This is a genomic window from Streptomyces sp. NPDC102258, assembly GCF_055584685.1.
On the sequence record NZ_JBVJLO010000007.1, the window covers coordinates 113,696 to 138,821 of the forward strand.

The 25,126-nt window shown below is 73.8% G+C and carries 25 protein-coding genes and 1 pseudogene; 14 read left to right on the forward strand and 12 right to left on the reverse strand.

The window, feature by feature from the left end:
- Positions 1 to 31 precede the first annotated feature (31 nt).
- From pyrE to ACZ6ZT_RS14270, 5 genes are all read left to right on the forward strand, one after another.
- On the forward strand, positions 32 to 571 hold the full coding sequence (gene pyrE / locus ACZ6ZT_RS14250; RefSeq protein WP_469719322.1) for an orotate phosphoribosyltransferase: 540 nt from the start codon (positions 32 to 34) through the stop codon (positions 569 to 571).
- A 183-nt stretch (positions 572 to 754) separates the two neighbouring features.
- Positions 755 to 1,777 carry a class II fructose-bisphosphate aldolase gene (fbaA, locus tag ACZ6ZT_RS14255; protein ID WP_469719325.1) on the forward strand — a complete coding sequence of 341 codons (1,023 nt, stop codon included), beginning with the start codon at positions 755 to 757 and terminating at the stop codon, positions 1,775 to 1,777.
- Between the two features lie 217 nt (positions 1,778 to 1,994).
- On the forward strand, positions 1,995 to 2,747 hold the full coding sequence (locus ACZ6ZT_RS14260) for a ScbR family autoregulator-binding transcription factor (RefSeq protein ID WP_469719327.1): 753 nt from the start codon (positions 1,995 to 1,997) through the stop codon (positions 2,745 to 2,747).
- An 81-nt stretch (positions 2,748 to 2,828) separates the two neighbouring features.
- Complete coding sequence (locus ACZ6ZT_RS14265; RefSeq protein WP_469719329.1) at positions 2,829 to 3,572, forward strand: AfsR/SARP family transcriptional regulator; 744 nt, start codon at positions 2,829 to 2,831, stop codon at positions 3,570 to 3,572.
- Between the two features lie 107 nt (positions 3,573 to 3,679).
- Positions 3,680 to 5,617 carry a helix-turn-helix domain-containing protein gene (locus ACZ6ZT_RS14270; protein ID WP_469719331.1) on the forward strand — a complete coding sequence of 646 codons (1,938 nt, stop codon included), beginning with the start codon at positions 3,680 to 3,682 and terminating at the stop codon, positions 5,615 to 5,617.
- A 12-nt stretch (positions 5,618 to 5,629) separates the two neighbouring features.
- Here ACZ6ZT_RS14270 and ACZ6ZT_RS14275 read toward each other — a convergent pair whose 3' ends face one another.
- Entirely contained in the window at positions 5,630 to 6,829 is a 1,200-nt protein-coding gene (locus ACZ6ZT_RS14275; RefSeq protein WP_469719638.1) for an IS701 family transposase, read from the reverse strand.
- A 298-nt stretch (positions 6,830 to 7,127) separates the two neighbouring features.
- Here ACZ6ZT_RS14275 and ACZ6ZT_RS14280 point away from each other — a divergent pair, with 298 nt between their 5' ends.
- The 4 genes from ACZ6ZT_RS14280 to ACZ6ZT_RS14295 all read left to right on the forward strand — a co-directional run bounded on the left by ACZ6ZT_RS14280 (position 7,128) and on the right by ACZ6ZT_RS14295 (position 10,810).
- On the forward strand, positions 7,128 to 7,541 hold the full coding sequence (locus ACZ6ZT_RS14280) for a DUF3151 domain-containing protein (protein WP_469719334.1): 414 nt from the start codon (positions 7,128 to 7,130) through the stop codon (positions 7,539 to 7,541).
- 150 nt (positions 7,542 to 7,691) lie between these two features.
- Positions 7,692 to 8,540, forward strand: coding sequence for a tryptophan 2,3-dioxygenase family protein (locus ACZ6ZT_RS14285; RefSeq protein ID WP_469719336.1), 849 nt, complete (start codon positions 7,692 to 7,694; stop codon positions 8,538 to 8,540).
- Positions 8,533 to 9,765 carry a kynureninase gene (gene kynU, locus ACZ6ZT_RS14290; protein WP_469719338.1) on the forward strand — a complete coding sequence of 411 codons (1,233 nt, stop codon included), beginning with the start codon at positions 8,533 to 8,535 and terminating at the stop codon, positions 9,763 to 9,765. The genes ACZ6ZT_RS14285 and kynU overlap by 8 nt, the downstream gene beginning before the upstream one ends.
- Positions 9,766 to 9,934: 169 nt before the next feature.
- Positions 9,935 to 10,810, forward strand: coding sequence for an alpha/beta hydrolase family protein (locus tag ACZ6ZT_RS14295; RefSeq protein WP_469719340.1), 876 nt, complete (start codon positions 9,935 to 9,937; stop codon positions 10,808 to 10,810).
- Positions 10,811 to 10,840: 30 nt separating this feature from the next.
- On the opposite strand, the gene ACZ6ZT_RS14300 is transcribed toward ACZ6ZT_RS14295, so the two are convergent.
- From ACZ6ZT_RS14300 to ACZ6ZT_RS14310, 3 genes are all read right to left on the reverse strand, one after another.
- A complete protein-coding gene (locus ACZ6ZT_RS14300; protein WP_469719342.1) occupies positions 10,841 to 12,064 on the reverse strand; it encodes a serine hydrolase domain-containing protein in 1,224 nt (407 codons plus the stop codon).
- Positions 12,065 to 12,159: 95 nt separating this feature from the next.
- Positions 12,160 to 12,657 carry a carboxymuconolactone decarboxylase family protein gene (locus ACZ6ZT_RS14305; protein ID WP_469719344.1) on the reverse strand — a complete coding sequence of 166 codons (498 nt, stop codon included), beginning with the start codon at positions 12,655 to 12,657 and terminating at the stop codon, positions 12,160 to 12,162.
- Between the two features lie 172 nt (positions 12,658 to 12,829).
- Positions 12,830 to 14,113, reverse strand: coding sequence for an adenylosuccinate synthase (locus tag ACZ6ZT_RS14310; protein WP_351815441.1), 1,284 nt, complete (start codon positions 14,111 to 14,113; stop codon positions 12,830 to 12,832).
- A gap of 184 nt (positions 14,114 to 14,297) precedes the next feature.
- Here ACZ6ZT_RS14310 and ACZ6ZT_RS14315 point away from each other — a divergent pair, with 184 nt between their 5' ends.
- Complete coding sequence (locus ACZ6ZT_RS14315) at positions 14,298 to 15,104, forward strand: diacylglycerol kinase catalytic domain-containing protein (RefSeq protein ID WP_469719346.1); 807 nt, start codon at positions 14,298 to 14,300, stop codon at positions 15,102 to 15,104.
- 13 nt (positions 15,105 to 15,117) lie between these two features.
- On the opposite strand, the gene ACZ6ZT_RS14320 is transcribed toward ACZ6ZT_RS14315, so the two are convergent.
- From ACZ6ZT_RS14320 to ACZ6ZT_RS14330, 3 genes are read right to left on the reverse strand one after another with little or no spacing between them, the layout of a single operon-like run.
- Positions 15,118 to 16,335: a cytochrome P450 gene (locus ACZ6ZT_RS14320; protein WP_469719348.1), complete on the reverse strand. Its 1,218-nt coding sequence runs from the start codon at positions 16,333 to 16,335 to the stop codon at positions 15,118 to 15,120.
- A 53-nt stretch (positions 16,336 to 16,388) separates the two neighbouring features.
- A complete protein-coding gene (locus ACZ6ZT_RS14325; protein WP_469719352.1) occupies positions 16,389 to 17,048 on the reverse strand; it encodes a response regulator in 660 nt (219 codons plus the stop codon).
- Positions 17,045 to 18,373, reverse strand: coding sequence for a sensor histidine kinase (locus ACZ6ZT_RS14330; protein ID WP_469719354.1), 1,329 nt, complete (start codon positions 18,371 to 18,373; stop codon positions 17,045 to 17,047). The genes ACZ6ZT_RS14325 and ACZ6ZT_RS14330 overlap by 4 nt, the downstream gene beginning before the upstream one ends.
- 214 nt (positions 18,374 to 18,587) lie before the next feature.
- Here ACZ6ZT_RS14330 and ACZ6ZT_RS14335 point away from each other — a divergent pair, with 214 nt between their 5' ends.
- Positions 18,588 to 19,070, forward strand: coding sequence for an HIT family protein (locus ACZ6ZT_RS14335; protein ID WP_469719356.1), 483 nt, complete (start codon positions 18,588 to 18,590; stop codon positions 19,068 to 19,070).
- A 20-nt stretch (positions 19,071 to 19,090) separates the two neighbouring features.
- Here ACZ6ZT_RS14335 and ACZ6ZT_RS14340 read toward each other — a convergent pair whose 3' ends face one another.
- From ACZ6ZT_RS14340 to ACZ6ZT_RS14355, 4 genes and pseudogenes are all read right to left on the reverse strand, one after another.
- Complete coding sequence (locus tag ACZ6ZT_RS14340) at positions 19,091 to 19,708, reverse strand: LysE family translocator (RefSeq protein ID WP_469719358.1); 618 nt, start codon at positions 19,706 to 19,708, stop codon at positions 19,091 to 19,093.
- 5 nt (positions 19,709 to 19,713) lie between these two features.
- Positions 19,714 to 20,133 (reverse strand): nuclear transport factor 2 family protein, encoded by a 420-nt coding sequence (locus tag ACZ6ZT_RS14345; protein ID WP_469719360.1) that lies wholly within the window; start codon positions 20,131 to 20,133, stop codon positions 19,714 to 19,716.
- Between the two features lie 52 nt (positions 20,134 to 20,185).
- Complete coding sequence (locus ACZ6ZT_RS14350) at positions 20,186 to 20,692, reverse strand: MarR family winged helix-turn-helix transcriptional regulator (protein ID WP_469719362.1); 507 nt, start codon at positions 20,690 to 20,692, stop codon at positions 20,186 to 20,188.
- Positions 20,685 to 21,047, reverse strand: a pseudogene (locus tag ACZ6ZT_RS14355) (DJ-1/PfpI family protein); the annotation flags it as partial. The gene ACZ6ZT_RS14350 and the pseudogene ACZ6ZT_RS14355, both read right to left, overlap by 8 nt.
- Before the next feature lie 317 nt (positions 21,048 to 21,364).
- On the opposite strand from ACZ6ZT_RS14355, the gene ACZ6ZT_RS14360 reads away from it, so the two are divergent.
- From ACZ6ZT_RS14360 to ACZ6ZT_RS14370, 3 genes are all read left to right on the forward strand, one after another.
- Entirely contained in the window at positions 21,365 to 22,723 is a 1,359-nt protein-coding gene (locus tag ACZ6ZT_RS14360) for an aminotransferase class III-fold pyridoxal phosphate-dependent enzyme (protein WP_469719364.1), read from the forward strand.
- A gap of 120 nt (positions 22,724 to 22,843) precedes the next feature.
- The gene (locus ACZ6ZT_RS14365; RefSeq protein WP_469719366.1) at positions 22,844 to 23,515 is read left to right on the forward strand and encodes a GntR family transcriptional regulator; all 672 of its coding nucleotides are present in this window, start codon (positions 22,844 to 22,846) and stop codon (positions 23,513 to 23,515) included.
- Between the two features lie 148 nt (positions 23,516 to 23,663).
- Complete coding sequence (locus ACZ6ZT_RS14370; RefSeq protein WP_469719368.1) at positions 23,664 to 24,314, forward strand: hypothetical protein; 651 nt, start codon at positions 23,664 to 23,666, stop codon at positions 24,312 to 24,314.
- Between the two features lie 59 nt (positions 24,315 to 24,373).
- Here the strand turns inward: ACZ6ZT_RS14370 and ACZ6ZT_RS14375 are convergent, their stop codons facing one another.
- Entirely contained in the window at positions 24,374 to 25,105 is a 732-nt protein-coding gene (locus tag ACZ6ZT_RS14375; RefSeq protein ID WP_469719370.1) for an SLATT domain-containing protein, read from the reverse strand.
- Positions 25,106 to 25,126: the final 21 nt, after the last annotated feature.

The following is a 25,126-nucleotide window of genomic DNA, read 5'->3' on the forward strand; positions in this document are numbered from 1 at the left end:
CGCGGGCCGGCGCCCCTTTAAGCTCGACGGCATGACTGACGTACGCGATGCGCTTCTGCAGCAGATCAAGGACAAGGCCGTCGTGCACGGCAAGGTGACGCTCTCCTCCGGCAAGGAGGCCGACTACTACATCGACCTCCGCCGGATCACCCTCGACGGCGAGGCCGCCCCGCTGGTCGGGCAGCTCATGCTCGACCTCACCGCCGACCTCGAATTCGACTGCGTCGGCGGCCTGACCCTGGGCGCCGACCCGGTCGCCACCTCGATGCTGCACGCCGCCGCCGCGCGCGGCGGGCGCCTCGACGCCTTCGTCGTCCGCAAGGCGCAGAAGGCGCACGGCATGCAGCGCCGCATCGAGGGCACCGAGGTCAAGGGCAAGCGCTGCCTGGTCGTGGAGGACACCTCCACCACCGGCGGCTCCCCGCTGACCGCCGTCGAGGCGGTCCGCGAGGCCGGCGGCGAGGTCGTCGCCGTCGCCACGATCGTGGACCGCGGGGCGGCCGACGCCATCGACGCGGCGGGCCTGCCCTACCTCACCGGCTACCGCCTCGGAGACCTCGGCCTCGGCTGACCTGCGCCTTTACCGGCGGGCGGCGCGCTCCTCGCGGGGCGCTCGGCCCGCGTCGGTCCGGATGGCGGGACGGGTGGGCCGGAGTGCCGCGCCGTATCTGGAAAGATGGGGGCGACGTCTGACGTCGCCCCCAGGTCAGGGCCCGCAATAAGCACACTCCCCGCACATCCAAGGAGCGGACAGATGCCCATCGCAACCCCCGAGGTCTACAACGAGATGCTCGACCGGGCGAAGGCAGGCAAGTTCGCCTACCCGGCCATCAACGTGACCTCGACCCAGACCCTGCACGCTGCGCTGCGCGGCTTCGCGGAGGCCGAGAGCGACGGCATCATCCAGATCTCCACCGGCGGTGCCGAGTTCCTGGGTGGCCAGTACAACAAGGACATGGTCACGGGCGCGGTCGCCCTGGCCGAGTTCGCCCACGTCGTCGCCGCCAAGTACGACATCACGGTCGCGCTGCACACCGACCACTGCCCCAAGGACAAGCTGGACGGCTACGTACGTCCGCTCCTGGAGGTCTCCGCCGAGCGCGTGGCCCGCGGTCTGAACCCGCTCTTCCAGTCGCACATGTGGGACGGTTCCGCCGAGACCCTGGCCGACAACCTGGCCATCGGCCAGGAGCTGCTCGCCAAGGCCGCCGCCGCCAAGATCATCCTTGAGGTCGAGATCACCCCGACCGGCGGCGAGGAGGACGGCGTCAGCCACGAGATCAACGACGAGCTGTACACCACCGTCGACGACGCGCTGCGCACCGCCGAGGCCCTCGGCCTGGGCGAGAAGGGCCGCTACCTGCTGGCCGCCTCCTTCGGCAACGTGCACGGCGTCTACAAGCCGGGCAACGTCGTGCTGCGCCCCGAGCTGCTGAAGGACCTCCAGGCCGGTGTCGGCGAGAAGTACGGCAAGGCGTCGCCGTTCGACTTCGTCTTCCACGGCGGCTCGGGCTCCACGGCCGAGGAGATCGCCACCGCGCTGGAGAACGGCGTCGTGAAGATGAACCTCGACACCGACACCCAGTACGCCTTCACCCGCCCGGTCGCGGACCACATGTTCCGCAACTACGACGGTGTGCTGAAGGTCGACGGCGAGGTCGGCAAGAAGTCCACCTACGACCCGCGCACCTGGGGCAAGCTGGCCGAGGCCGGCATGGCCAAGCGCGTCACCGAGGCCTGCGCGAACCTGCGCTCCACGGGCACCCGGCTGAAGTAACCCCCACGGGTCCCGGTCAGGGGGTCCGCCGGTCCGCACCACGGACCGGCGGGCCCCCTTTCCGCTGCGCCGGGGCGGCCGGGCCGCCGGGGCGGGCCGTTGTGACGGAGCCGGGAGACCCCGGTGGACGGAGGGCCGGGCGATGGTGTGGAATCGGCGCACAGAAACGTACCCGTGGGGATGTAATGCCGGCGGGCCAGGAGAGGCGACGCCAGACATGAGGACAGAGCGACCCCAGGTGAAGCAGGACCGGGCGGTGCGCACGCGTCGGGCGATCCTGGAGGCGGCGGCCGAGGTCTTCGAGGAGCACGGCTACGACGCGGCCAAGCTCTCCGACATCGTCAACATCGCGAAGGTCACCAAGGGCGCGCTCTACTTCCACTTCGACTCCAAGGAAGCCCTGGCCCAGGCGGTCATCGACGCGCAGAACGAGTCCCGGCCGGACCTGCCCGCGCAGCCGTACAAGACGCAGGAGTTCGTGGACATCGGCATGGTGTTCTCGCACCGGCTGCGGCACGAGACGCTGATGCGGGCGAGCGCCCGGCTGACCCTGGAGCACGCCGGCCGCCACCTCGACAAGGCCGCCCCCTACCAGGCCTGGATCGACCAGCACGTGGTGGTGCTGGAGGAGGCGCGGCGGCGCGGCGAGCTGCTGCCCAACGTGGACCCGCTGGTGCCGTCGCGGCTGATCGTGGGCGCGTACGCGGGGCTGAACACCATGTCCCAGACGCTGCGGCTGGGGCTGGACGCCCAGGTCTCGGAGCTGTACGCGCACGTGATGCCGAACGTGGTGGTGCCGGCCGTCGCGATCCGGCTCGACACCCGTCCCGGCCGGGGCGCGCGGGCGCTGTACGGTCCGGACGGGGGCCACGTGTGCCGGACGGGCTGCCCGGACGGGGTGGCGCCGAAGGGAGTGGCGCCGGACGCGGCGCCGAACGCGGTGGTACCGGCCGCGGAGATGTCCGCCTGAGGCGAGGACGGCCCGCTCCACCCCTTCCCCAGAAGATCCTTCCGGGTATTATTTTTCTGCCGCCTGCCCAGGGAGAAGACTGTGGACATCGAGGTGCTCGGACCCCCGCGGGTCACCGAGAACGGCGTGCCCGTCATGCCCCCCACCCCGGAGTCCCGGCACGTCCTCGCGGTCCTCGCCGCCTGCCCCGACCAGGTCGTACCGGTCTCGGTGCTCGCCGACGAGCTGGCCGGCCGCGTCCCGCCCGAGCACGCCCGGGCCGCCCTGCACGCCGCCGTACGCCGCCTGCGCGAGCGGATCGCCGAGGCGCTGGGGGCCGACGGGGTACGGACTCCCGAAACGGTGCTCTCGTCCCGTTCCGGCGGGTATCTTCTCGACACCGGCGGCGGCCGCTGCGACGTGCGGGAGTTCGAGCGCGAGGCGGGCGCCGGGTACCGGGCCATGAGCCGGGGCGACTTCGCCGGGGCCGCCGCCCGGCTGCGCCGCGCCCTGGACCTGTGGACCGGGCCCGCCCTGGCCGGCGTCGACGCCGGCCCCTGGCTGCGCCGCCGGATCGCGGTGCTCGACGCGGACCGGCTCTCCGTACTCGGCCAGTGGGTCGAAGCGGAACTCGCGCTCGGCCGCCGCCGCGCACTGCGCCTGGAACTGGCGGGCCTGCGCGGCGCGGCGGCCCAACGGGCCGACGGCCCCTACCTGGACGCGCTGCGCCGGGCGCAGGCCCGGGCGCAGGCCGGCCGCCCCGCCCCCGGAAGCGGCCTCGTGCACCGCGCGCCGCCCCCGGCGCCCGGCCCGGACCTCGCGCCGGCCTGCGGCGCCCCCTGCTGATCCGGACCGGGGCGGCGGCCCTGGCGCGTCCTGCTTGACCCCTCGCCGGACGGAACCTAGGTTCGGCACCCGGGGGAAAACAGCTGGTCGGACGGGGGTACGGGGCGATGGGCGGGGGCGGAGGGGACGACGGGGGCGGCTCACTGGCCGTACTGGAACTGCTCGCGGCTGACGCCCCGCGGAGCCGCTACGACGCCCTGCTCGCCGAGGCCCGCGGCGCGGGCGCCGGCGAAGCCGCCCTCGCGGAACTCACCCGGGCCGTCGAACTCGCCCACACCGTACGGGCCGGCGCGGACCGCCGCCGACAGCGCGAGGCCGCCCTCACCGCCCTCGTCGACACCGCGCACGACCTCACCTCCCCGTACGACATCGACGGCCTGCTGCGCCTGATCACCCGCCGCGCCCGGCGCCTGCTCGGCTTCGACATGGCCTGGCTCTCGCTCAGCCGCCCCGACGGGACGACGTACGTCCGCACCTCGGAGGGCGAGACCACCTCCCTCAACGTCGGCCTCGAACTCGGCACGGGCCGGGGCCTCGGCAGCATCGCCCGGGCCCGCCGCTCCCCGGTGTGGACCGCCGACTACCTCGCCGACCCGTCCATCGTGCACGCCCCCGGCATCGACGCCGTCGTCCGGGCGGAGGGCCTGCGCGCGGTCATCGCCGTCCCGCTGCGCCGCGGGGACTCCAGCCTCGGCGCGCTCTACGGATCCGACCGCGCCGTACGGCAGTTCACCCCGGACGAGATCGGCATCATGCTCTCCCTCGCCGACCTGGCGGCCGTCGCCATCGAGAAGGCCCGGCTGCTGGAGCAGACCCGGGACGAGGTCACCGAACTGGAGGCCTTCGGCTCGCGCACCAACACCGCCCTCACCCGGGTCCGTTACCTGTGGGAGTGCCACGCCCGGCTGGCCGGACTGGTCCTCGACGGGGCTGGGCTGCCCACCCTGGCCCGGGCCGCCGCCGACGCGCTGGACGGGGTGCTCCAGGTACGGGACCCGGGCGGCCGGCCGCTGACCGCCACCGGCGAACTTGCGGACCTGGACGAGGAGTCGGTGACCAGGGCCGCCCTCCAGGCGCTGACCGGCCGGCGGCCCGTCCGCCTCCCCGGCGACCTGTGGCTGGCCCCCGTACTCGCCGGGGCCGAGGACCTCGGGGTGCTGCTGCTGCGCGCGTCGGCCCCGCTCGCCGAGGAGGACGTACGGCTGCTCCAGCTGGCCGCGCAGTCCGTGGCCTGCCTCATGCTGATCCAGCGCGGCACGGCCGCCGCCGAAGGACCCGTCCACGACGAACTCCTCGCCGACCTGCTGGAGCGGCCGCACTCCGTCGACCCGCACCTGCTGGAGCGCACCCGGCGGCTCGGCATCGACCTCGACCGGCCGCACGTGGTGGTCGTGGCCCGGCCCGAGGGCGGCGAGCTGGGCAAGGCGGTCGCCTGGGCGTCCTCGTACGCGTACCGGATGGGCGGCCTCAAGGGCGTCCGCCGCGGCTGCCTCGTCCTGGTGCTGCCCGGCACCGACGCCTCGGCCGCCGCGCACCGGGCCTCCGGCGAGCTCTCCCCGCTCCTCGGCCACGCCGTCTCCACCGGCGCCGCCGGGCCCACCGCGGGGCCGGGCGGGGTGGCCCGCGTGTACGCCGAGGCGGTGCGCTGCCTGGACGCGCTGACCGCCCTGGACGGGGTGGGCGGCACGGCCTCGCTGCGCGAACTGGGCTTCCTCGGACTGCTGCTGTCCGCCGACCACGACGTGGAGTCCTTCATCGCCTGCACCATCGGCCCGGTCCTGGAGTACGACGCCGACCGGCTGACGGAGCTCACCCGCACCCTGGAGGCCTACTTCGCCGCCGGGTCCAGCCCCACCCACGCGGCCGAGACCCTGCACGTGCACCCCAACACCGTCTCCCGCCGCCTGGAACGCATCGCCGAACTGCTGGGCCCGCACTGGCAGAAGCCGGCCCGGGCCCTGGAGATCCAGATGGCGCTGCGCCTGCGCAAGGCCCGTACGGTCCTCCACGACCGGCGCACGGCGGCGGCGCACCGGCCCGGCTGAGCGCCCCGCGGCCTACGCCGTCAGGGCGCGGGCCGCGTGGGCGACGGAGGCCAGGGTGACGTGGCGGTGCCAGCCGGGCAGGTTGCGGCCGGCGAAGTCGCGCAGCCCCGCCTCGCGGCCGCTGCGTCCGGCGGCGGAGCCGACGCGCAGCCCCTGCTTCGTCAGCCGTAGCAGCGGGCCCACCGGCAGGCGTACCAGGTCCGTCAGCCACAGCTGCGCCGGGGCGGCGGCGCGGGAATCCGTCCACTCCCCGACCAGCAGCAGGTGGCGGCGGCGGGCCGGCGCGGGGTCGGGCATCATCACCGGCACCGCGACGGCGAGGGTGCTGCGGTGCCGGCCCCCCGCCTGCGCCGGGTCGGGATCGGTCCACTCCACCGGCGTGCACAGGCCGCGCACCGAGCGCAGGACCTCCCGCGCGCTGCGGGGACCCGCTCCGCAGCCGGGCAGCGCCGGGTCGGTGACGAGCAGCGGGGTCGCCGGATCGGCCCGGGCGATGACGGGAACCCCGGCCCGCGCGAAGCGGTTCATGGTGGACCGGGTGCCGATGCGGCGGATGTCCAGCACCACCGGCCGGGGAACGCCCCCGGCGCGGCGGACGGTGTCCAGGACGGCGGCGGTCGCGGACTCCGCGTACGCGGCCTCCTCGCACGCGGCCCGCTCGGCCGGCGAGCGCGGGACGGCGGCGGGCCCGGGCTCGGACTCCGCGTCGGGCAGGAACATCCGCCACCCGACCGGCGTCACCAGCCCGGCGGACGCGAACCAGGTCCCGAAGGCCTGCTGACCCCGGAACATCTGACCCAGGTGCGGGTCGAAGCGGTGCGCCACGCCCACCGAATGCTCGCCGCCCTTGGGGATCGCCATCGGCTGCGCCACCCAGGCCGTCTGCGGGGCGGCGGCCCGCAGGTGTCCGGCGAGGGCGTCGCGGATGGGCTCCCAGTCCCAGGTGGAGCCGGAGATGAAGTGGTGCGTGCTCTGCTCGGCGGCGCCCCCGCCGGCCTGCCCGGCGATCCCGCGCATCGACTTGCGGCCGGGCAGGGCGAGCAGTCCCCGTACGTACTGGCGGCCCTTCTCGCGCTGGTCCTTGCGGCGCAGCGAGGCCAGGACGGTGTCACACAGGTCGTCGGCCATCGCGTAGGCCGGGTCGCGGCCGGACGCGGACGCGGACGCCGCGCGCCCCGTGACGGTGCTGGTGCTGCTGGTGGTGCTGCTCATGATCGTTGCCACGACATCCCCCTAGGCGTGCATCGATTGCACCCCCACGGTCCGCCGCCGGCCCGCCCGCGCGGGAGGTGCCCCGGCCACCGCACTTCCCCGGAACGTGGTGGGGGCGCCACCACCCCGGTCTTCCGCACCGCCGCCAGTCCGGTACCCGACCGTGCGGGACGGCCGGGGCGCGGGTCGAGGCGATCGGGGCAGTCCGTCAAGTCGGCGGCGAGGGCGCGGCGCCCGGATGCCGTGGTGGTGCGAGGCCGTGCTCCCGCCCGTCCGGCCCATCGGACACACTGAGGCCATGTCGATTCACCAGAACCTGCTCGGGGGCCCCGCCCCCACCCACCTGCCCGACGAGCCCGCGCCCCGCGAGGCCCTCGCCGCCGGCACCGACCCGGCCGAGGTGGCCGCCGCCCACCCGACGTCCTCGCTGGCCTGGGCCACCCTCGCCGACCGCGCCTTCGCGGCGGGCAGCACCGTCGAGTCGTACGCGTACGCCCGGACGGGCTATCACCGCGGCCTCGACGCGCTACGCCGGGCCGGCTGGAAGGGCCACGGCCCGGTGCCGTGGGAGCACGAGCCGAACCGCGGCTTCCTGCGCGCCCTGCACGCCCTGGCCCGGGCCGCCGGGGCCATCGGGGAGAAGGAGGAGTACGAGCGCTGCTCGACCTTCCTGCGCGACTCCTCGGCGACGGCGGCGGACACGCTCGCGTAACCGGGGGCGGACACGCTCGCATAACCCCGGGCGTTCGCCCTAGAGGGCTTCCGGATCCCCTGCTTATGATGCGAGCAGGGGACCGGGGCTCCACTTACCTCACCGGAAGGAGCGGACCGCTACCCGGAAGCACGTGTCGAGGAGACAGAGATGTCGCACGCCCTTGATGCCTCCGGAGCCGGTTCGGACACCCCGAACCTCGACTTCGCGGGCACGACTCCGTACGAGGACTACGTCCAGGCGGACGTCCTCACCCACCTCCAGCACCTCCGCTCGGACGATCCCGGCGAGATGGTCTTCCTGGTGACGACCCAGGTGATGGAGCTGTGGTTCACGGTCATCGTCCACGAATGGGAGACGGCGGCCCGCGCCCTGCGCGAGGACGACCTCCCGGTCGCGATGGACGCGCTGAAACGATCCCTCCGTGAGCTGGAGGCCCTGAACGCCTCCTGGCGGCCCCTCGCCCAGCTCACTCCCTCGCAGTTCAACGCCTACCGCTCGGCGCTGGGCGAGGGTTCCGGTTTCCAGTCGGCGATGTACCGCCGGATGGAGTTCCTGCTCGGCGAGAAGTCGGCGTCGATGCTGGTCCCGCACCGGGGCGCGCCGCGCGTCCACGGGGAGCTGGAGAAGGCCCTTCAGGAGCCCAGCCTCTACGACGAGACCCTGCGCCTGCTGTCCCGCCGCGGCCTGCCGGTCCCCCAGTCGGTCCTGACGCGGGACCTGGCCCTGCGGTACGAGCCCTCGGCGGAGGTCGAGGCGGTCTGGACGGCCCTGTACGCGGAGCCGGACGGCCGCCACGCCGATCTGCACCGGCTCGGCGAGGTCCTCACGGACGTGGCGGAACTCGTCTGGCGCTGGCGCAACGACCACCTGGTGGCCACCCGCCGCGCGATGGGCGCGAAGACCGGCACGGGCGGCTCCGCCGGGGTGACCTGGCTGGAGAAGCGCGCCACGAAGAACGTCTTCCCCGAACTCTGGACGGCCCGCAGCCATGTCTGACGCCACCACGCCGCAGGCTCCCCGGCCCGGACAGGACGCGGCGGACCTCCGCGCCCGCGCCGAGCGCCTCGACGCCCACGACGGCCTCGCCAAGCTCCGCTCCCGCTTCACCCTCCCCGACGGGGTCGTCTACCTCGACGGCAACTCCCTCGGCGCGCTCCCGGCCGCCGTCCCGGACGCCCTGGCGGACGTCGCGCGCCGCCAGTGGGGCGAGCTCCTCATCCGGTCCTGGGACGAGAGCGGCTGGTGGACCGCCCCCGAGCGGATCGGCGATCTGATCGCCCCGCTCGTCGGCGCGGCCCCCGGCCAGGTGACCGTCGGCGACTCCACCAGCGTCAACCTCTTCAAGGCCCTGGTCGGCGCCGCCCGTCTCGCGGCTCCCGGCCGGACCAGGCTGCTGGTCGACGCCACCACCTTCCCGACGGACGGCTACATCGCCGCCTCCGCCGCCCGGCTGACCGGCCTGGAACTCGTCCCGGTCGACCCGGCCGACGCGGCGGCCGCCTTCGGCGACGACACCGCCGTGGTGCTGCTCAACCACGTCGACTACCGCACCGGCCGGCTGCACGACCTGCCCGCCCTGACCGCGGCCGCGCACGCCGCGGGCGCGCTGATCGTCTGGGACCTGTGCCACAGCGCGGGCGCCCTGCCGGTCGGCCTGGACGCGCACGGCGTGGACCTCGCGGTGGGATGCACGTACAAGTACCTCAACGGCGGTCCCGGCTCCCCGGCGTACATCTACGTGGCCGCCCGCCACCAGGGCGCCTTCGACTCCCCGCTCCCCGGCTGGAACAGCCACGCCGAGCCGTTCGCGATGACCCCGGGCTACGAGCCGGCCGAGGGCGCGGCCCGGGCGCGGGTCGGCACCCCGGACATCCTGTCCATGCTCGCCCTGGAGGCGGCCCTCGGGGCGTGGGAGGGCGTGGCGATCGAGGACGTCCGCGCCAAGTCGCTCGCGCTGACGGACTTCTTCCTGGAGTGCGTGGCGGCGTACGTCCCCGCGGGCGCGGTCGAGCCGGTCACCCCGGCCGGGCACGCCGAGCGCGGCAGCCAGGTCTCGCTGCGCTGCGCGAACGCGCGCGAGGTGATGGCCGAGCTCATCTCCCGGGGGGTCGTCGGGGACTTCCGGGCCCCCGACGTCCTGCGCTTCGGATTCACCCCCCTCTACGTCGGATTCGCCGACGCGGAGCGCGCGGCGCGCACACTGGGTCACATCTTCGGGTGACCCGGTAGCGAAACGTCACTGCGACGGGCGGGCGGGGCTACGGCTCCGCCCGCTCCCGTTCCGCGCCGTCCGGCCTCCGGACGGCGGGTGCCGGACTGATACGGTCCCGCTCTGCCGAACACCGAAACATCAGTCCCCGCTGTCCCACGCGTTACCGAGAGGTTGAGCCATGACGGACCCCGCAGTCGAACGGGACGCCGCCGAGGCCGCCTCGGCCTTCTCGCACCCCCCGGTCGCCCCTGACGCCAGCGCCGCGTACGGGGAACATCCCGACCAGGTCATCGACTTCTACGCCCCGCGCGGTGCTGCCGCGGGGCCGGCCCCGCTGGTCGTGGTCCTGCACGGCGGGGCCTGGAGGGCCCCCTACGACCGCCGCCACGTCACCCCCTTCGCGGAGTTCCTGGCCCGCCGGGGCTTCGCCGTCGCCAACGTCGAGTACCGGCGCGGGAGTTCCCTGCCGCACCAGGGTGCCGACGGGCCGGTGGCCGGGCGCTGGCCGGAGACCTTCGACGACGTCGCCGCCGCCATGGACGCGCTGCCCGGCCTGGCCGCCGGGGCCCTGCCCGCCGCCGACTCCCGCCGGACGGTGGTGACGGGGCATTCGGCGGGCGGGCACCTCGCGCTGTGGGCCGCCGCCCGGCACGTCCTGCCGGCCGGGTCCCCGTGGCGGCTGCCCGCCCCACCGATGCTGCGCGGTGTGGTGGCGCTGGCCCCGATCGCCGACTTCACGGTGGCGGCGGAACTGGGCGTGTGCGGGGGCGCGCCGGAGCAGCTGCTGGGCGGCCCGGAGCACTGGGCCGCCCGGCTGCCCGGCGCCGACCCGGCGGCCCTGCTCCCGACGGGCATCGCGACCGCCGTCGTCCACGGCCGGGAGGACATCGTGGTCCCGTACGCGGTGGCGGAGTCGTACGTGGCAGCCGCCGGGGAGGCGGGGGAGCTGGTCGGCCTGACCCTGCTGGACGGCGTCGGCCACTTCCCGCTGATCGACCCGGCGGCCGACGCCTGCGCGGTGGTCTGCGAGGAGATCGCCCAACTGGCCTGGTAGCGCCCGGCCGTACCGCGCGCGGCCTCGGCCTCACCGGCCGGCGGGCGCCACCTTCCCCGGGTAGACGTGGGCCGGGCTGACGATGCCCGTGACCGCGCTGCCGAAGAGGGTGGACGGCTCCTGCCCGTGGACCGTGACGTCGGTGTTGAGGACGATGACCATGGTGGCCCGCGCCTCCGGTAGGTAGACCGTCAGCGTCTCGTACCCGGGGATCGAGCCGTTGTGGCCGATCCAGCCCTGGACGTCGAAGATGCCCAGGCCGTAGCCGTCGCCGGGAACGCCGATGGGCCGGGTCTTCAGGCGCTGGGCCTGGGTCGCCGGGGTCAGCAGGGTGCCCGTGGCGACGGTCTTCGCCCAGCTGCGCAGGTCCTGGAGGTCGGAGATCATCGCTCCGGCCGCCCAGGCCCACGAGGGGTCCCAGCGCGTGGAGTTCTCGACCTTCCCGGAGGCCGTCTGATTCGTGTACCCCTGCGCGTGCGGGGCGGGGAACTCCGCGCCGGTGGGGAAGACGGTGTGGCCGAGCCCGGCCGGCTTCAGGACGTTCTGGTTCACGACCTCGGCGAGCGGGCGGCCGGTGATCTTCTCGATCACCAGGCCGAGCAGGATCAGGTTGGTGTTGGAGTACTCGAACCTGGCGTCCGGCGCGAAGTTCACCGGGTGCTTGAAGGAGTACGCGAGCAGCTGCCGCGGGGTGAACACCCGGTCCGGGGTGGCGGTGAGCGCCTTGTCGAAGCCGGGGTCCTCGCTGTAGTTGAAGAGCCCGCTGCGCATGCCGGCCAGTTCGCGCAGGGTGATGCGATCCCCGTTCGGGACGCCGGACACGTACCTCCCGATGGGGTCGTCCAGGCCGGTCTTCCCCTGGTCGACGAGCTGGAGCAGGGCGGTGACGGTGAACGTCTTGGTCTCGCTGCCGATGCGGACCCTGAGGTCCGGCCGCATCGGGGCGCCGCTCGCCTTGTCGGCCACGCCGAAGGACTTCACGTAGCTGCCCTTGCCGGGCGCCCACAGGCCCACGGTCACACCAGGGACCCCGCTCTCGCGCAGGGTCCGCAGGACGGCCGCGTCCAGCTTCGCGGCGACGGCCGGGGTGAGCCGTACGAAGGCGTCGTCCGCCGCCCGGGACGCCGACGGGGGCGGGGGCGGGGAGGGCGCGGCCCCGTACGCGGAGGCGGCGCCCGCCGGGACGAGGAGTACGGTCGCCGCCGCGGCGGCGGCGCAGGCCCGGCGCAGGGGTAGGGGGGTGGCCTTCGGCACGGTTCCTCCTGTTGCCCGAGGGAACTTTCAGGCTAGGCCCGCCCCGCCCCGGCCGCCCGCCGGGCGGCCGGGGCCCCGCTCTGGCGTCCCGGGTGTCAGTCCCACTGCCGGTCGGCGAGGGAGTCGACCGGGGCCGGCTTGCCGATCAGCGCCAGGGCGATGAAGAAGTTGATCTGACCGATCGCGATGGTGAGGGTGGCCAGGGCCTTCTCGTCGTAGTGCCGGGCCGCCTCCGCGTACAGCTCGTCGCAGACCCGCTCCCGGCCCCGCGGGGCGGGCTGGAGGACCGCCTCCACCAGGGCGAAGGCGGCCCGCTCGGCGGGGGTGAAGTAGGGGGCGTCCTGCCACGACGAGACGGCCGTGATGCGCTCCTCGGTCTCGCCCGCCTTGCGCAGGAAACCGGTGTTCAGGATGGTCAGGTACGTGTTGTGGACGATCTGCCCGGCCCGCAGGTGGACCAGGCTGATCGTGGTGCGCGGCACGGAGCGGTTGCCCGTCGCCCGGAAGAGGGCGGCGCTGATGTCGCTCATCTCGGGGACGAATTCGCCCGGGTTGGCCATCCGCGAGATCGAGGGGGTGGCGGCGTCCGTCATGGTGTCTCTCCAGTGACCGGGGCCGCTGCCCGCTGCGGCGGCCTCACCGCACTGACGGACGGGACGGCGGAAGTGTGACGGGCCGGGGGAGAGGACTTTCCGGAACGGGCAGGGCCCCGGAGCGCGAAGCTCCGGGGCCCTGGCCACGAGGGTGCCGCTGTCCCTGGAGGAACTACAGGAACGAGTTGATCTCGATCGTCTCGGTGCGGCCGGGGCCGACGCCGATCGCGGAGATCGGGGCGCCCGACATCTCCTCCAGGGCCTTCACGTACGCCTGGGCGTTCTTCGGCAGGTCCGCGAAGGTCTTGGCCTTGGTGATGTCCTCGGACCAGCCGGGAAGGGTTTCGTAGATCGGCTTCGCGTGGTGGAAGTCGGTCTGCGAGTACGGGAGCTCCTCGACGCGCTTGCCGTCGATCTCGTACGCGACGCAGACGGGGATCTCCTCCCAGCCGGTCAGTACGTCGAGCTTGGTGAGGAAGAAGTCCGTCAGGCCGTTCACGCGGGTCGCGTAGCGGGCGATCGGGGCGTCGAACCAGCCGCAGCGGCGGTCACGGCCGGTGGTCACGCCGCGCTCGCCGCCGATGCGGCGCAGGGCCTCGCCGTCCTCGTCGAACAGCTCGGTCGGGAACGGGCCGGCGCCGACGCGGGTCGTGTACGCCTTGAGGATGCCGATGACGCGGCTGATCTTCGTCGGGCCCACACCGGTACCGGTGCAGGCGCCGCCCGCGGTCGGGTTCGAGGAGGTGACGAAGGGGTACGTGCCGTGGTCGACGTCGAGCAGGGTGCCCTGGCCGCCCTCGAAGAGCACGACCTTGTCCTCGTCCAGCGCGTTGTTGAGGATCAGGGTGGTGTCGGCGACGTAGCCCTTGATCTGGTCCGCGTACTGGAGCATCTCCTCCACGATCGCGCCGGCCTCGATGGCCCGGCGGTTGTAGAGCTTCGCGAGGAGCTGGTTCTTGCCCTCCAGCGCCGCTTCGACCTTCTGGGTGAGGATCGACTCGTCGTAGAGGTCCTGGACGCGGATGCCGATGCGGTTGATCTTGTCGGCGTAGGTCGGGCCGATGCCGCGGCCGGTCGTACCGATCTTGCGCTTGCCGAGGAAGCGCTCGCCGACCTTGTCGAGGGTGACGTTGTACGGCGTGATCAGGTGCGCGTTGCCGCTGATGAGCAGCTTGGAGGTGTCGATGCCGCGCTCGTTCAGGCCGCGCAGCTCGGAGAGCAGGACGGCCGGGTCGACGACGACACCGTTGCCGATGACCGGGGTGCATCCGGGGGAGAGGATGCCGGAAGGGAGAAGGTGCAGCGCGTACTTCTGGTCACCTACGACGACCGTGTGGCCGGCGTTGTTGCCACCCTGATAGCGCACTACATAGTCGACGGAACCACCGAGCAGGTCGGTGGCCTTTCCCTTGCCCTCGTCACCCCACTGAGCTCCGAGCAGCACAAGAGCGGGCACAGGCGTACACCTCTTCCGGATGGGGCATGTCCAAGGTCAGGGGGCGTACGACGATGTACACCGCAGGCTGAGCCGTCGGACCGGTACCCCGGAATAGACGAAGGCCCTGGCGCAATAGCGCAAGGGCCTCTTGCACAAAGATGCTACCCGAGGAAGGACCGAGGTGTCGGCTCCAGAGCCCACCATGAGCCATGCGGGCGCGCCGGTAGGCGGCCTGCTCGTGCTCGTCGACCCGGTCGCCCGCCGACTTGACGGCGAGTCCGTGCGGATCGCGAAGGATGTGCTGTCAGCGGGGGCGGCGGCGAAAATCTGCCTCCCCGATTCGCAGGAGGAATTCGCGCGGGCCCTCGCCCGCCGGGGTCATCGGCGGCCGGTGATCGTGGGGGACGACCGGGCGCTGGTGCGCGCCGTGGCGCTGCTGCACCGGGAGCGGGGGCCGGCGGACCGGGCGCTCGCGCTGGTGCCGGTGGGCCCGGCGGGGTCGCTGGCGCTGGCCCGCTCGCTCGGCGTGCCGCTGTCGGCGGTGCTCGCGGCGCGGGCGGCGCTGGACGGGGTGTCGCGGCCGCGGGACCTGCTGGTCGACGACAGCGACGGGGTGGTGCTGGGCGGGCTGCGGATCGCCGGGCCGGCGGCGGCGGGGGCCTCGGCGCGGCGCGCCGGGGGGTACCGCTCGCTGCTGCGGACGCTGCTGCCCGGGCCGGCGGCGGGGGCGGGGCACCGGCTGAGGGTGGAGGTCCGGGTGGACGGGGTGGTGCTCGCGGACGTGGACCAGCCGGTGCAGGACGTGGCGGTGCGGACCGGGGAAGGGGGCGGGCCGGCGCAGGTGGTGGTCCGGCTGGCGGGGGCCGCGCCGCTGACGGGCCGGGCGCAGGCGGTGACGGTGTCCGGGGCGGACTTCCGCTACCGCGCCGACGACGTCCTGACCGGGCCGGTCCGCCGCCGCACCTGGACCCACCACCCGGCGGCCTGGTCACTGACGCTGCCGCGCTGAGCCCCGCCGGATCTCAGAACTCCACGAGCAGTTCGCGAAGGCCCCGGATGACGAAGCCGTCGCCCCACCGGGGCTCGCGGACGAGCCGCACGGGCGGGAGCGCGGGGTCCAGGAGGGCGCCGAAGGAGGCGGCCAGCTCCAGGCGGGCCAGGGGGGCGCCGAGGCAGTAGTGGATCCCGGCGCCCAGGGTGAGGTGGGGGTTGTCGGCCCGGGCGATGTCCAGTTCGTCCGGGTTTGTGAAGCGCGCCGGATCCCGGTTCGCGGAGCCGAACAGCAGCGCGACCTCGGCGCCGCGGGGGATCTCGGTGTCCCCGATCCGGATGTCGTCGAGCACCCAGCGCTCGAACAGCTGGAGCGGTGTGTCGTAGCGCATGAGTTCATCCACAGCTGTGGACAACTTTTCGGGATCCGCCGGTCCGCGGTGCGCGCGCAGCCGCGCGAGCTGCTCGGGATTGCGGAACAGGGCCCACCAGCCGTTCACCGTCGTGTTGACGGTCGCCTCGTGCCCGGCGTTCAGCAGGAGGACGCAGGTGGAGATCATCTCCTGCTCGCTGAGGCGGCCCTCGTCGTCGTGGGCGGCGATCAGACCGGAGATCAGATCGGTGCCGGGCCGCTTGCGGCGCTCGCCGATCAGCTCCCTCAGGTAGGCGCTGAACTCCAGGCTCGCCGTCACCGCGCGCCGCGCCGTCTCCGGGCCCGGCCGCAGCTCGTACATCCCGCAGATGTCCGCCGACCAGGGCCGCAGCAACGCCCGGTCGGCCTCCGGGATGCCCAGCAGCTCCGCGATCACCGCCACCGGCAGCGGCTCGGCGACCGCGGTCAGCAGGTCTCCGCCGCCCTCGCGGCGCAGCCCGTCCGCCAACTCCCGGGCGAGCCGCTCCACCGCGGGCGCGAGCCGCTCCACCGTGCGCGGGGTGAAGGCCTTCGCCACCAGCCGCCGTACCCGCCCGTGCGCGGGATCCTCCAGGTCCAGCAGGCCGTTGTCGTTGAGCACGTGGAAGGGCTCGTGCTCCGGCGGGGGTGCCTGCCGGCCGAACTCCTCGTGGCTGAAGCGGTGCAGGTACGTCCGCCCCAGCCGCCGGTCCCGCAGCAGCGCGCTGACGTCGGCGTAGTGCGGCACCAGCCACTGCCCGGTCGCCTCCGACCACAGCGCCCGCCCCCGTTCCCGCAACTCCCGGTAGGCGGGGTACGGATCGGCGACGAACGCGGGGTCCCACGGATCAAAGCCCATCCCCGCAGACTAACCGCGCCCCCCGGAGTCCGCCCCGAAAGAGGAGCCCGCGCCTAACCCGGCGTCACCAGCCGCGTCTCGTAGGCGAACACCGCCGCTTGCGTCCGGTCCCGCAGCCCCAGTTTCACCAGGATCCGGCTCACGTGCGTCTTGATCGTGGACTCCGCCACCAGCAGCCGGTCGGCCATCTCCGCGTTGGACAGGCCCTGCGCGATCAGCACCAGCACCTCCGTCTCCCGCTCCGTCAGCTCCGTCACCCCCGCCGGATCCGCCACCCGCGAGGCCTGCGCCAGCTTCGAGAACTCCACGATCAGACGCTTCGTCACCGAGGGCGCCAACAGCGCCTCCCCGGCCGCCACCACCCGCACCCCCTCCGCCAGCTGCCGGGCCGAGGCGTCCTTCAGCAGGAACCCCGAAGCCCCCGCCCGCAGCGCCTGGTACACGTACTCGTCGAGGTCGAAGGTCGTCAGGACCAGCACCTTCGCGTCCGTGTCCGCCGCCACGATCTGCCGCGTCGCCTCCAGGCCGTTCATCTCCGGCATCCGGATGTCCATCAGCACCACGTCCGGCCGCAGGGCCGCCACCCGCGCGATGGCCTGCCGGCCGTCGACGGCCTCGCCGACCACCTCGATGCCCTCCATCGCGTTCAGCAGGACGGAGAACCCCTCGCGGACCATCATCTGGTCGTCGACGATCAGCACCCTGATCGTCATGCCCGGTCCCCCTCCGCCCGCGCGCGGCCGGGCACCGGTATGAACACGGCCACCTCGTACCCGCCCGACTCGTCCTCCCCGGCCGTCATCTCCCCCTCCAGCATGGCCACCCGCTCCCGCATCCCCGTGATCCCGTGCCCGGCACCCGGCGAGGGGCGCACGTCCCCGACGGCCGGACCGTTGACCACCCGTATCCCCAGCCCTCCCAGCACGTACGACACCTCGACCCCGGCCGCCGCCCCCGGCGCGTGCCGCAGGGTGTTGCTCAGCGCCTCCTGCACGATCCGGTACGCCGACAGCTCCACCCCCTGCGGCAGCTCGCGCACCGCACCCGTCACGGTCTTCTCCACGCTCAGCCCGGCCTCCCGCACATTGGCCAGCAGCCCGTCCAGGGAGGCCAGCGTCGGCTGCGGCGCGTCCGGCGCCTCGTAGTCCGCGGACCGCACCACGCCCAGCACCCGGCGCAGCTCCGTCAGCGCCGCCACCGCGTTCTCCCGGATGGTGACGAACGCCGCCTCCAGCTCCGGCGGCGGATTCTTCACCCGGTACGGAGCCGCCTCCGCCTGGATCGCCACCACCGACATGTGGTGCGCGACCACGTCGTGCAGCTCCCGCGCGATGGTCGTCCGCTCCTCCAGCAGCGTCCGCCGGTCCCGTTCGAAGGCCGTGACCTCCAGCTGCGCGGTGACCTCCTGCTTCGCCTCCCGACGGGTGTTGCGGACCGTCACCAGGAGCAGCGCCACCGCCGACGCGGCCGCCATCGGCGCGACACTGCCCGAGTCGCGCGCCCCGGTCAGGACCTGTACGGCCGTCCCGAACAGCACGGTGACGACCCACATCCCCCCGGCCACCCGGGGCCTGGTCCGCAGCGCGACGAACACCAGCACGGCGAGGTAGGCGACGAAGGTGGCCGGCGACCAGGGCCAGCTGAACTCCCGGGGGTGGATCACCGCGAGCACGGCGGTGGCCGCCACCGCCAGCCAGAACGCTCCCAGGGGCCGCACCAGCGTCATGATCACCGGCACCGCGGCCACCAGCCCCGCCAGCGCGCCCTCGACCGGGGGTACGCCCCCCAGCCCGCCGGCCCCCGCGAGCAGGAACACGAAGAAGGCCGTGGCCAGCACCACCCCGTGCGGCAGGTAGGCCGCCGAGGCGCGCATCCGCCGCGGCAGCCGCCGGGTCAGCGGACCGTCCGTCCGCATCGGTCCGAGCGGCCGGTAGGCGAAGGCGTCGGTGAGCAGGTCGTCTCGCAGGCTCCGGAGCACGCCCGAAGCCATCCGTACTTCGGGCGGCCGGCTCGCGGTCCCGCTGATCGTCTCGGTCATGTCCACACCGTAGGCCGCCGCTCTCGTGGTCCGCGTCGCCTCCGAAGGGGATGTCCGGGGGTCCCCCGCAAGTACTACGCGACCCCCTCAGTAGCCCGCCGGACGGACCAGCCCCGTCTCGTACGCGAACACGGCGAAGACCGCCGGAGCGGGTGCCGGCCCCCGGCCCGCGCCCGCCAACCCTCCAGCCCAGCCCCCGCATTAGGGTCGCGGGATGAACGCGACCACCGACTGGCGACACGACCGCATAGGCAGCGCGCACCGCGGCGAGAACCCCACCGTCCTGCGCCGCCTCGACGCGGGTTTCGCGGCGATCGGGGACCGGCAGTTCCTGCCCGGGTACGCGGTGCTGCTGACCGACGACCCCGCCGTGACCCGGCTCTCCGACCTGCCCCCCGCACGCCGGATCGCCTACCTCACCGACCTGGAGCGGCTCGCCGAAGCCGTCGAGCGCGCCTGCGCCCGCCTCGATCCGGCCTTCCGCCGCGTGAACATCGAGATCCTGGGCAACACCGACCCCTACCTCCACGCCCACATCTGGCCCCGCTACGACTGGGAGCCCGACGACCTCGTCCGGATGCCGGTGTGGCTCTACGAGGACGAGGAGTGCTGGCGCGGCGACCGCCACGCCCTGGCGCCCCGGCACGACGCACTGCGCGCCGCGATCGCGCAGGAACTCGAAGCCCTCCTCGGGTAGCCCCCGCCTCCCCCGCGGAGCTACGCCGTGGACGTCGCCACGCGCACTCCGAACCCGATCAGGACGATCCCCGTCACCCGGTCCATCGCCCGCCGCACGCGCGGCCGCGCGAAGAACTGCCGGGCGCGCGTGAGCACGTACACGTACGTCCCCAGCCAGAGCAGCGTCAGCAGGACGTGGACCACGACCAGGAGCGCCATCCCCGCCGCCGGGCGCAGGCCCGGCGGCGCGAGGGTGGGGAGGAGGCCGGTGTAGAACACGGCGATCTTCGGGTTGAGGGCGTTGCTCACCAGCCCGGTGCGCCAGGCGCCACCGCCACCGCCACCTGCATCCGGGCCTTCCGCGTCGGGGCCACCGCCCGGGCGGCGCAGGGACTGGACGCCGAGGAAGCACAGGTACGCCGCCCCCGCGAGTCTGACCACCAGGTACACCTCGGCCGAGGCGGCGAGCAGCGCCGCGAGCCCGGCGACGGTCAGGGCGCCCCAGAGCAGCAGACCGGCGGCGATCCCGCCGACCGTGCGCAGCCCGTCGGCCCGCCCGCGCGAGACGGCCCGCCGGGTGACGACGGCCATGTCCGGGCCGGGGACGAGGGTGAGCAGGCCTAGGACGCCGGTCGCCGCGGCGAGTTGCGTGAGCACGGGGCTCAGTCTGCCACCAGCGGCTCGACGTAACCGGCTCTCCAGCGGGGCGCGGGGTCCTGTCCAGGGCTCGTCCAGTACTCCCGCGCACCGGCGATCTCCCCGTCGCGCACGGTCCACAGGGAAACGGCCCGGTAGAGGACGTGTTCCTCGGGTATCTCCACCTCGGTGACGACGAGGTCCCCGTCCGCGAGGATGCGCAGCACCTCGACCGTGCCGAGGGGTCTTTCGCCGAGGAAAACGGAGGAGTCCGGAGCCTCGCCCTCGTCGCGGAGCACGGCGAGGAAGTTGGCCCGGCCCACGATGCGCTCGCCGCTGACCGGCCATTCGATGACGGCGTCCTCGGCGATGAGCCCGGCCACGCCGGCCCAGTCGCGTGCCCCGATCCGCTCCCACAGTCGTGCCACTACCTTCAACGGCTCCATGTGCCGCAGTGTGCGACGGGCTTCTCGCACGTAACAAGCTCTGCTCGCAGGCTTATTGACTTCGACACAATCGATCGGTGCCGTCGGCGATCGCGGTGAGGGCCGCGCCGAGGCGGGTCAGCACGCGGGCCGTTTCGGCGAAGTCCTCGTCACCGAGTTCGGCGGCCAGACGGGTCGCCAGCGCGGCGTGCGCGGGGTCGATGCGGGCGACCGCGGCGCGCCCCCGCGGCGTCGGGCGCAGCAGCTTCGCACGCCGGTGCACGGGATTCGGGGCGTACTCCGCGAGGCCCTTGGCGGCCAGCAGGTCCGCCACCCGCTGCACGCTCTGCCGGGTGATCCCCATGGCCCGGGCGATGCCCGCCACGGGCAGCGGCTCGCGCAGCACCGCGCCGAGCACCTGCCACCACGCCGCCGTCAGCCCGGCCGGACGGGCCAGTTCCTCCGAGACGCCGAGGAACTGGCCGTTGAGCCGGAAGACGCCGAGCGCGGTACGGCTCAGCAGGTCCTGCCGTTCGCGCGGCGAGAGCGGCGGCCGCTCCGGACCGGCCCCGTCAGGCACGCCCGGCCTCCGCCGCCGCCATCAGGACCGGGAAAGCGCTCGCGTCCGAGTCGTGGAAGAGCCGGTACCACGCGTCCAGCACCTCCGGGTCGTAGACGCCGAGCCGCGCGAACACCTCGCGGGCGAAGGCCACCGGCTGGGTCGGCCCCGCCGTGATCAGGTCGCCGTCCGTCACGGCGTCGGCCTCCACGTACCGCCCGGCGCCCCCGTACCCGGGCTGGTGCGCCAGATAGCCGGCGGCCCCGCTGGTGTGCGCGCGCCCGTCGAGCAGGCCCTCGCGGGCGCGACCGGCGGTGGCTCCGCAGATGGCCGCGACCGGCACCCCGGCCGCCAGGCACGCGCGGGCCTTCGCGGCGTCCGCGTACGTGTCGTAGACGGTGAGGTGGACGGGTTTGGGCGGGTTCTCGCTCATGGTGCTCGCCTCCGTAAGCAGGGCAGCAGGGCAGCAGGGCAGCGGGGCAGCGGGGCAGCGGTGCGGCAGTGCAGCAGATGACAGCCGGGCAGCGGTACAGCGGTGCAGCAGATGACAGCAGGCTGTCATCCCTCCCGCACCCCGTCAACGGCCATCCGGGTGCAACCGCCCCGGCGGCCGACAGACTGCCGAGGGCCGGAGCCCACCCCCATACAGTCCGCCGATATCCCTTCCGACCTGCGCACTTCTAGCGTGACGGCATGACCCCTCATGTCACCGGCGCCGGCGCGACCGTCAAGGCCGCCGACCGCGCTCACGTCTTCCACTCGTGGTCCGCCCAGGCCCTGATCGACCCCCTGCCCGTCGCCGGGGCCGAGGGCTCGTACTTCTGGGACTACGACGGGAACCGCTTCCTCGACTTCTCCTCCCAGCTGGTCAACACCAACATCGGCCACCAGCACCCCAAGGTGGTCGCCGCCGTGCAGGAGCAGGCCGCCCGGCTCTGCACCCTCGCGCCCGGCTTCGCCGTGGACGTCCGCTCCGAGGCCGCACGCCTCATCGCCGAGCGCACCCCCGGCGACCTGGACAAGATCTTCTTCACCAACGGCGGCGCCGAGGCCGTGGAGAACGCCGTCCGGATGGCCCGGCTGCACACCGGCCGCCAGAAGGTGCTGTCCACGTACCGCTCGTACCACGGCGCCACCTCCGCCGCGATCAACCTGACCGGCGACCCGCGCCGCTGGCCCTCGGACACCGCCTCCGCCGGCGTCGTGCACTTCTGGGGCCCGTTCCTCTACCGCTCGCCCTTCCACTCCACCACCGAGGCCGAGGAGTGCGAGCGCGCCCTCGCCCACCTCGCCGACACCCTCGCCTTCGAGGGCCCGCAGACCGTCGCCGCGATCATCCTGGAGTCGGTGCCGGGCACGGCCGGCATCATGACCCCGCCGCCCGGCTACCTCGCCGGCGTGCGCGAGCTCTGCGACCGCCACGGCATCGTCTTCATCCTCGACGAGGTCATGTCCGGCTTCGGCCGCACCGGCACGTGGTTCGCCGCCGAGCACTGGGACGTCACTCCCGACCTGATCACCTTCGCCAAGGGCGTGAACAGCGGTTACGTACCGCTCGGCGGCGTCGCCATCTCCGCCGCCATCGCCGAGACCTTCGCCACCCGCCCCTACCCGGGCGGACTGACCTACTCCGGCCACCCGCTGGCCTGCGCCGCCGCCGTCGCGACGATGAACGCGATGGAGGAGGAGGACATCGTGGGCAACGCCGCCCGCATCGGCGCGCAGGTGATCGCCCCGGGCCTGGCCGAGATCGCCGAACGGCACCCCTCCGTCGGCGAGGTCCGCGGGCTCGGGGTCTTCTGGGCCCTGGAACTCGTACGGGACAAGGAGACGCGCGAGCCCCTCGTCCCGTACAACGCCTCGGGCGCCGCGAACGCGCCGATGGCCGAATTCACCGCGGCCTGCAAGGCCTCCGGCCTGTGGCCCTTCGTCAACATGAACCGGACGCACGTCGTCCCGCCCTGCACGGTCACGGAAGCCGAGGCCAAGGAGGGTCTGGCGCTCCTCGACGAGGCGCTGACGGTGGCCGACCGCCACACCACGGGCGGCTAGCGGGTACCGCCTCGTCCGCATAACGGTCGGTGCCTCCGCATAACGACCGGGAAACCGTTCGGTTTCAGCCGCGCTGCCTGGCCTAAGGTGTCCGAAGATCTACGGAGGAGACGGACCCCTATGCCAGGCAGCGGAAGCGGAGCTGTCACCCGCAACACACTTCGCCAGCAGATCGCGGACGCGCTGCGCGACGAGGTGCTCGCGGGTCGTCTGCCGCCGGGGACCGAGTTCACGGTCAAGCAGATCGCCGAGCAGTACGAGGTCTCCGCGACCCCGGTGCGCGAGGCGCTCGTCGACCTCTCGGCCCAGGGGCTGCTGGAGTCCGTGCAGCACCGGGGCTTCCGGGTGCGGACGTACACCGTCGACGACTTCCGCGGCATGATCGAGGCCCGGACCGTGATCCTGGACGGGATCTTCCGCCGGCTCGTCGAACGCGGGGTCGCCCCCGGGGCGGCCGAGCTGCTGGTCTCGGTGCGCCGCCGGGCCGAGGAGGCCCGGCGGGCCGCGCGCAGCGGTTCGCTGGAAGTGCTGATCGGCTACGACCTGAGGTTCTGGCGGGAGCTCAGCGGGCTGGTCGGCAACACGTACATCTCGGAGTTCCTGCACCGCATCCGGGTGCAGTGCTGGGTCTTCTCCGTCCCGCACCTCCAGGGTGTGCCCGAGCTGCGGACCACGCTCTGGGACGGGCACAACGAGCTGGTGGAAGCCGTGACGCTGGCCGACACCGACGAGGTACGCCGCCTCGTGCGCGCGTACAACCAGCACGGGCTGGACTGGGCCGCCCGACTCTGAAGCCTCCGGCCCGGCTGCCGGCCCCGCCCCCTCCTCCCCTCCACGGCGTCGATCACGGCGTCGGTCACGGGTTCCGCGCACCCCTTCGCGGAGCGTGTCCGGCGCATTACCCTGGCCCGATCGGCGGCAACGACTGATCGGAGCCCGCGTGGCCTGTGATCTGTGGCTGGTCCCCCTTGTCGACGTGCTGTGCCACAGCCCCGACAACCCCTTCGCGGAAGAGATCGCCTCGTACGACAAGGCGCTGGGCGAGGCGGGTCTGCCGTCGGTGCCCGTGTTCGCTTACATGCCGGGCCTGAGCGGGGAAGTGGCCCCCGTCGCCGGCTTCGACTACGACGCCCTGCACTTCCTGCGCCGGGCGTACCTGCTCCAGATCTGCGGACTGCCGGTGACGCCGGTGGACGAGCTGGGCGGGGACTACGAGCAGCTGCTGGAGATGTTCGAGCCGACGGCGCAGCAGTCGCACCTGGTGTGGCACTACGACCACGCCGGGGCGTACGTCCCGGTGGACTTCACGGCTCCGCTGGCCAACGAGGAGCTGCTCGCCGGGGGCGGGCCGCTGGGATCGGCGCAGGGGCTGCTGCGGGAGCTGGCCCTCGTGGCTCCCGCGATCGGGATAGACCCGGGGAACCCGCCGGCCGCGCCCGCGCCGCCGGGGAGACCGACGTCGCCGGAGGAGCCCGCCGGGCCGATCCCGTACGACGCGAGCCCCTTCGCGCGGGAGCGGCACGTGTGGCTCGGCCTGCACGCGGCGGCCACGCGCAGCCTCGGCCAGGGCTCGATGATCATCTTCAGCTGAGGTACGGGGACGGCGTACGAGGGGGGAGTACGGGGTGCCGTCGCTCGGCGGCACCCCGCTCAGCGCGGCTGCTCCGGAGGCCGCTGGCGGGGCATGTTCGGCCGGGTCCCCGGGGGCAGGGGGAAGCGGGCCGGGGGGAAGCCGGGGTCCGGGCGGGCCGCGGTGCCGCCCAGGGACTGCATCACCAGCGGCGTCGGACCCGCGCGGAATTCCACCATCCAGTCGGCGGTCTCGGAGCGCACGAGCTCCGTGACGTCCTCCGAGAACCGGCGCAGCACCGTCAGGCAGCGCTCCGCGGCCTCGCTCGCCGTGCCCTCCGTCGGCCCGAGCACCTCCCGTACGTTCTCCGAGGCCCAGTCGAACTGGAGGGTCTGCAGGCGCCGCTGCACCGCCTGGGCGGTGGCGACGTCGCGCATCCAGCCCGAGGTCAGCCCGAAGAACCGGTCGCAGGCCAGACAGGCGGCGGCCAGCAGCAGCGCGAGGTACCCGTACGAGGCCGCGCCCCGCGCCGACCCGGTCAGCTCCAGCAGTGGCATCGCCGCCCCCGTGACGGCGCCCACGGCCGCGCCCGCCCGCAGGATCCGCGCACCCCGGCGCTTCCACGCCCGGTCGGAGAAGTACCACTCGGCGGTGCGCAGCGCGTCGGCCTCCACCCGCCGGTAGAGCTCGTCGAGCCGCTCGGCGGGTTCGCCCCAGTCCCCGAGCGGGAACGGCCGGCCGGTCAGGTCGCCGTCGCCGTCCTCTGCGGGATCCCGGGGTGGCCCCTCGGGCTGCATCTCCGGCTGACTCACCCGGCACTCCCTCTGCCTGCG

What these genes read in the sequence shown, in the direction of transcription:
- kynU (WP_469719338.1), top strand. Translation starts at nt 8,533, where the DNA reads ATGTCTGACGCCACCACGCCGCAGGCTCCCCGGCCCGGACAGGACGCG.
- ACZ6ZT_RS14315 (WP_469719346.1), top strand. Translation starts at nt 14,298, where the DNA reads ATGAGCCATGCGGGCGCGCCGGTAGGCGGCCTGCTCGTGCTCGTCGAC.
- ACZ6ZT_RS14270 (WP_469719331.1), top strand. Translation starts at nt 3,680, where the DNA reads ATGGGCGGGGGCGGAGGGGACGACGGGGGCGGCTCACTGGCCGTACTG.
- ACZ6ZT_RS14295 (WP_469719340.1), top strand. Translation starts at nt 9,935, where the DNA reads ATGACGGACCCCGCAGTCGAACGGGACGCCGCCGAGGCCGCCTCGGCC.
- ACZ6ZT_RS14285 (WP_469719336.1), top strand. Translation starts at nt 7,692, where the DNA reads ATGTCGCACGCCCTTGATGCCTCCGGAGCCGGTTCGGACACCCCGAAC.
- ACZ6ZT_RS14305 (WP_469719344.1), bottom strand. Translation starts at nt 12,657, where the DNA reads ATGACGGACGCCGCCACCCCCTCGATCTCGCGGATGGCCAACCCGGGC.
- ACZ6ZT_RS14320 (WP_469719348.1), bottom strand. Translation starts at nt 16,335, where the DNA reads ATGGGCTTTGATCCGTGGGACCCCGCGTTCGTCGCCGATCCGTACCCC.
- ACZ6ZT_RS14275 (WP_469719638.1), bottom strand. Translation starts at nt 6,829, where the DNA reads ATGAGCAGCACCACCAGCAGCACCAGCACCGTCACGGGGCGCGCGGCG.
- pyrE (WP_469719322.1), top strand. Translation starts at nt 32, where the DNA reads ATGACTGACGTACGCGATGCGCTTCTGCAGCAGATCAAGGACAAGGCC.
- ACZ6ZT_RS14260 (WP_469719327.1), top strand. Translation starts at nt 1,995, where the DNA reads ATGAGGACAGAGCGACCCCAGGTGAAGCAGGACCGGGCGGTGCGCACG.
- ACZ6ZT_RS14365 (WP_469719366.1), top strand. Translation starts at nt 22,844, where the DNA reads ATGCCAGGCAGCGGAAGCGGAGCTGTCACCCGCAACACACTTCGCCAG.
- ACZ6ZT_RS14325 (WP_469719352.1), bottom strand. Translation starts at nt 17,048, where the DNA reads ATGACGATCAGGGTGCTGATCGTCGACGACCAGATGATGGTCCGCGAG.
- ACZ6ZT_RS14330 (WP_469719354.1), bottom strand. Translation starts at nt 18,373, where the DNA reads ATGACCGAGACGATCAGCGGGACCGCGAGCCGGCCGCCCGAAGTACGG.
- ACZ6ZT_RS14335 (WP_469719356.1), top strand. Translation starts at nt 18,588, where the DNA reads ATGAACGCGACCACCGACTGGCGACACGACCGCATAGGCAGCGCGCAC.
- ACZ6ZT_RS14280 (WP_469719334.1), top strand. Translation starts at nt 7,128, where the DNA reads ATGTCGATTCACCAGAACCTGCTCGGGGGCCCCGCCCCCACCCACCTG.
- ACZ6ZT_RS14360 (WP_469719364.1), top strand. Translation starts at nt 21,365, where the DNA reads ATGACCCCTCATGTCACCGGCGCCGGCGCGACCGTCAAGGCCGCCGAC.
- fbaA (WP_469719325.1), top strand. Translation starts at nt 755, where the DNA reads ATGCCCATCGCAACCCCCGAGGTCTACAACGAGATGCTCGACCGGGCG.
- ACZ6ZT_RS14345 (WP_469719360.1), bottom strand. Translation starts at nt 20,133, where the DNA reads ATGGAGCCGTTGAAGGTAGTGGCACGACTGTGGGAGCGGATCGGGGCA.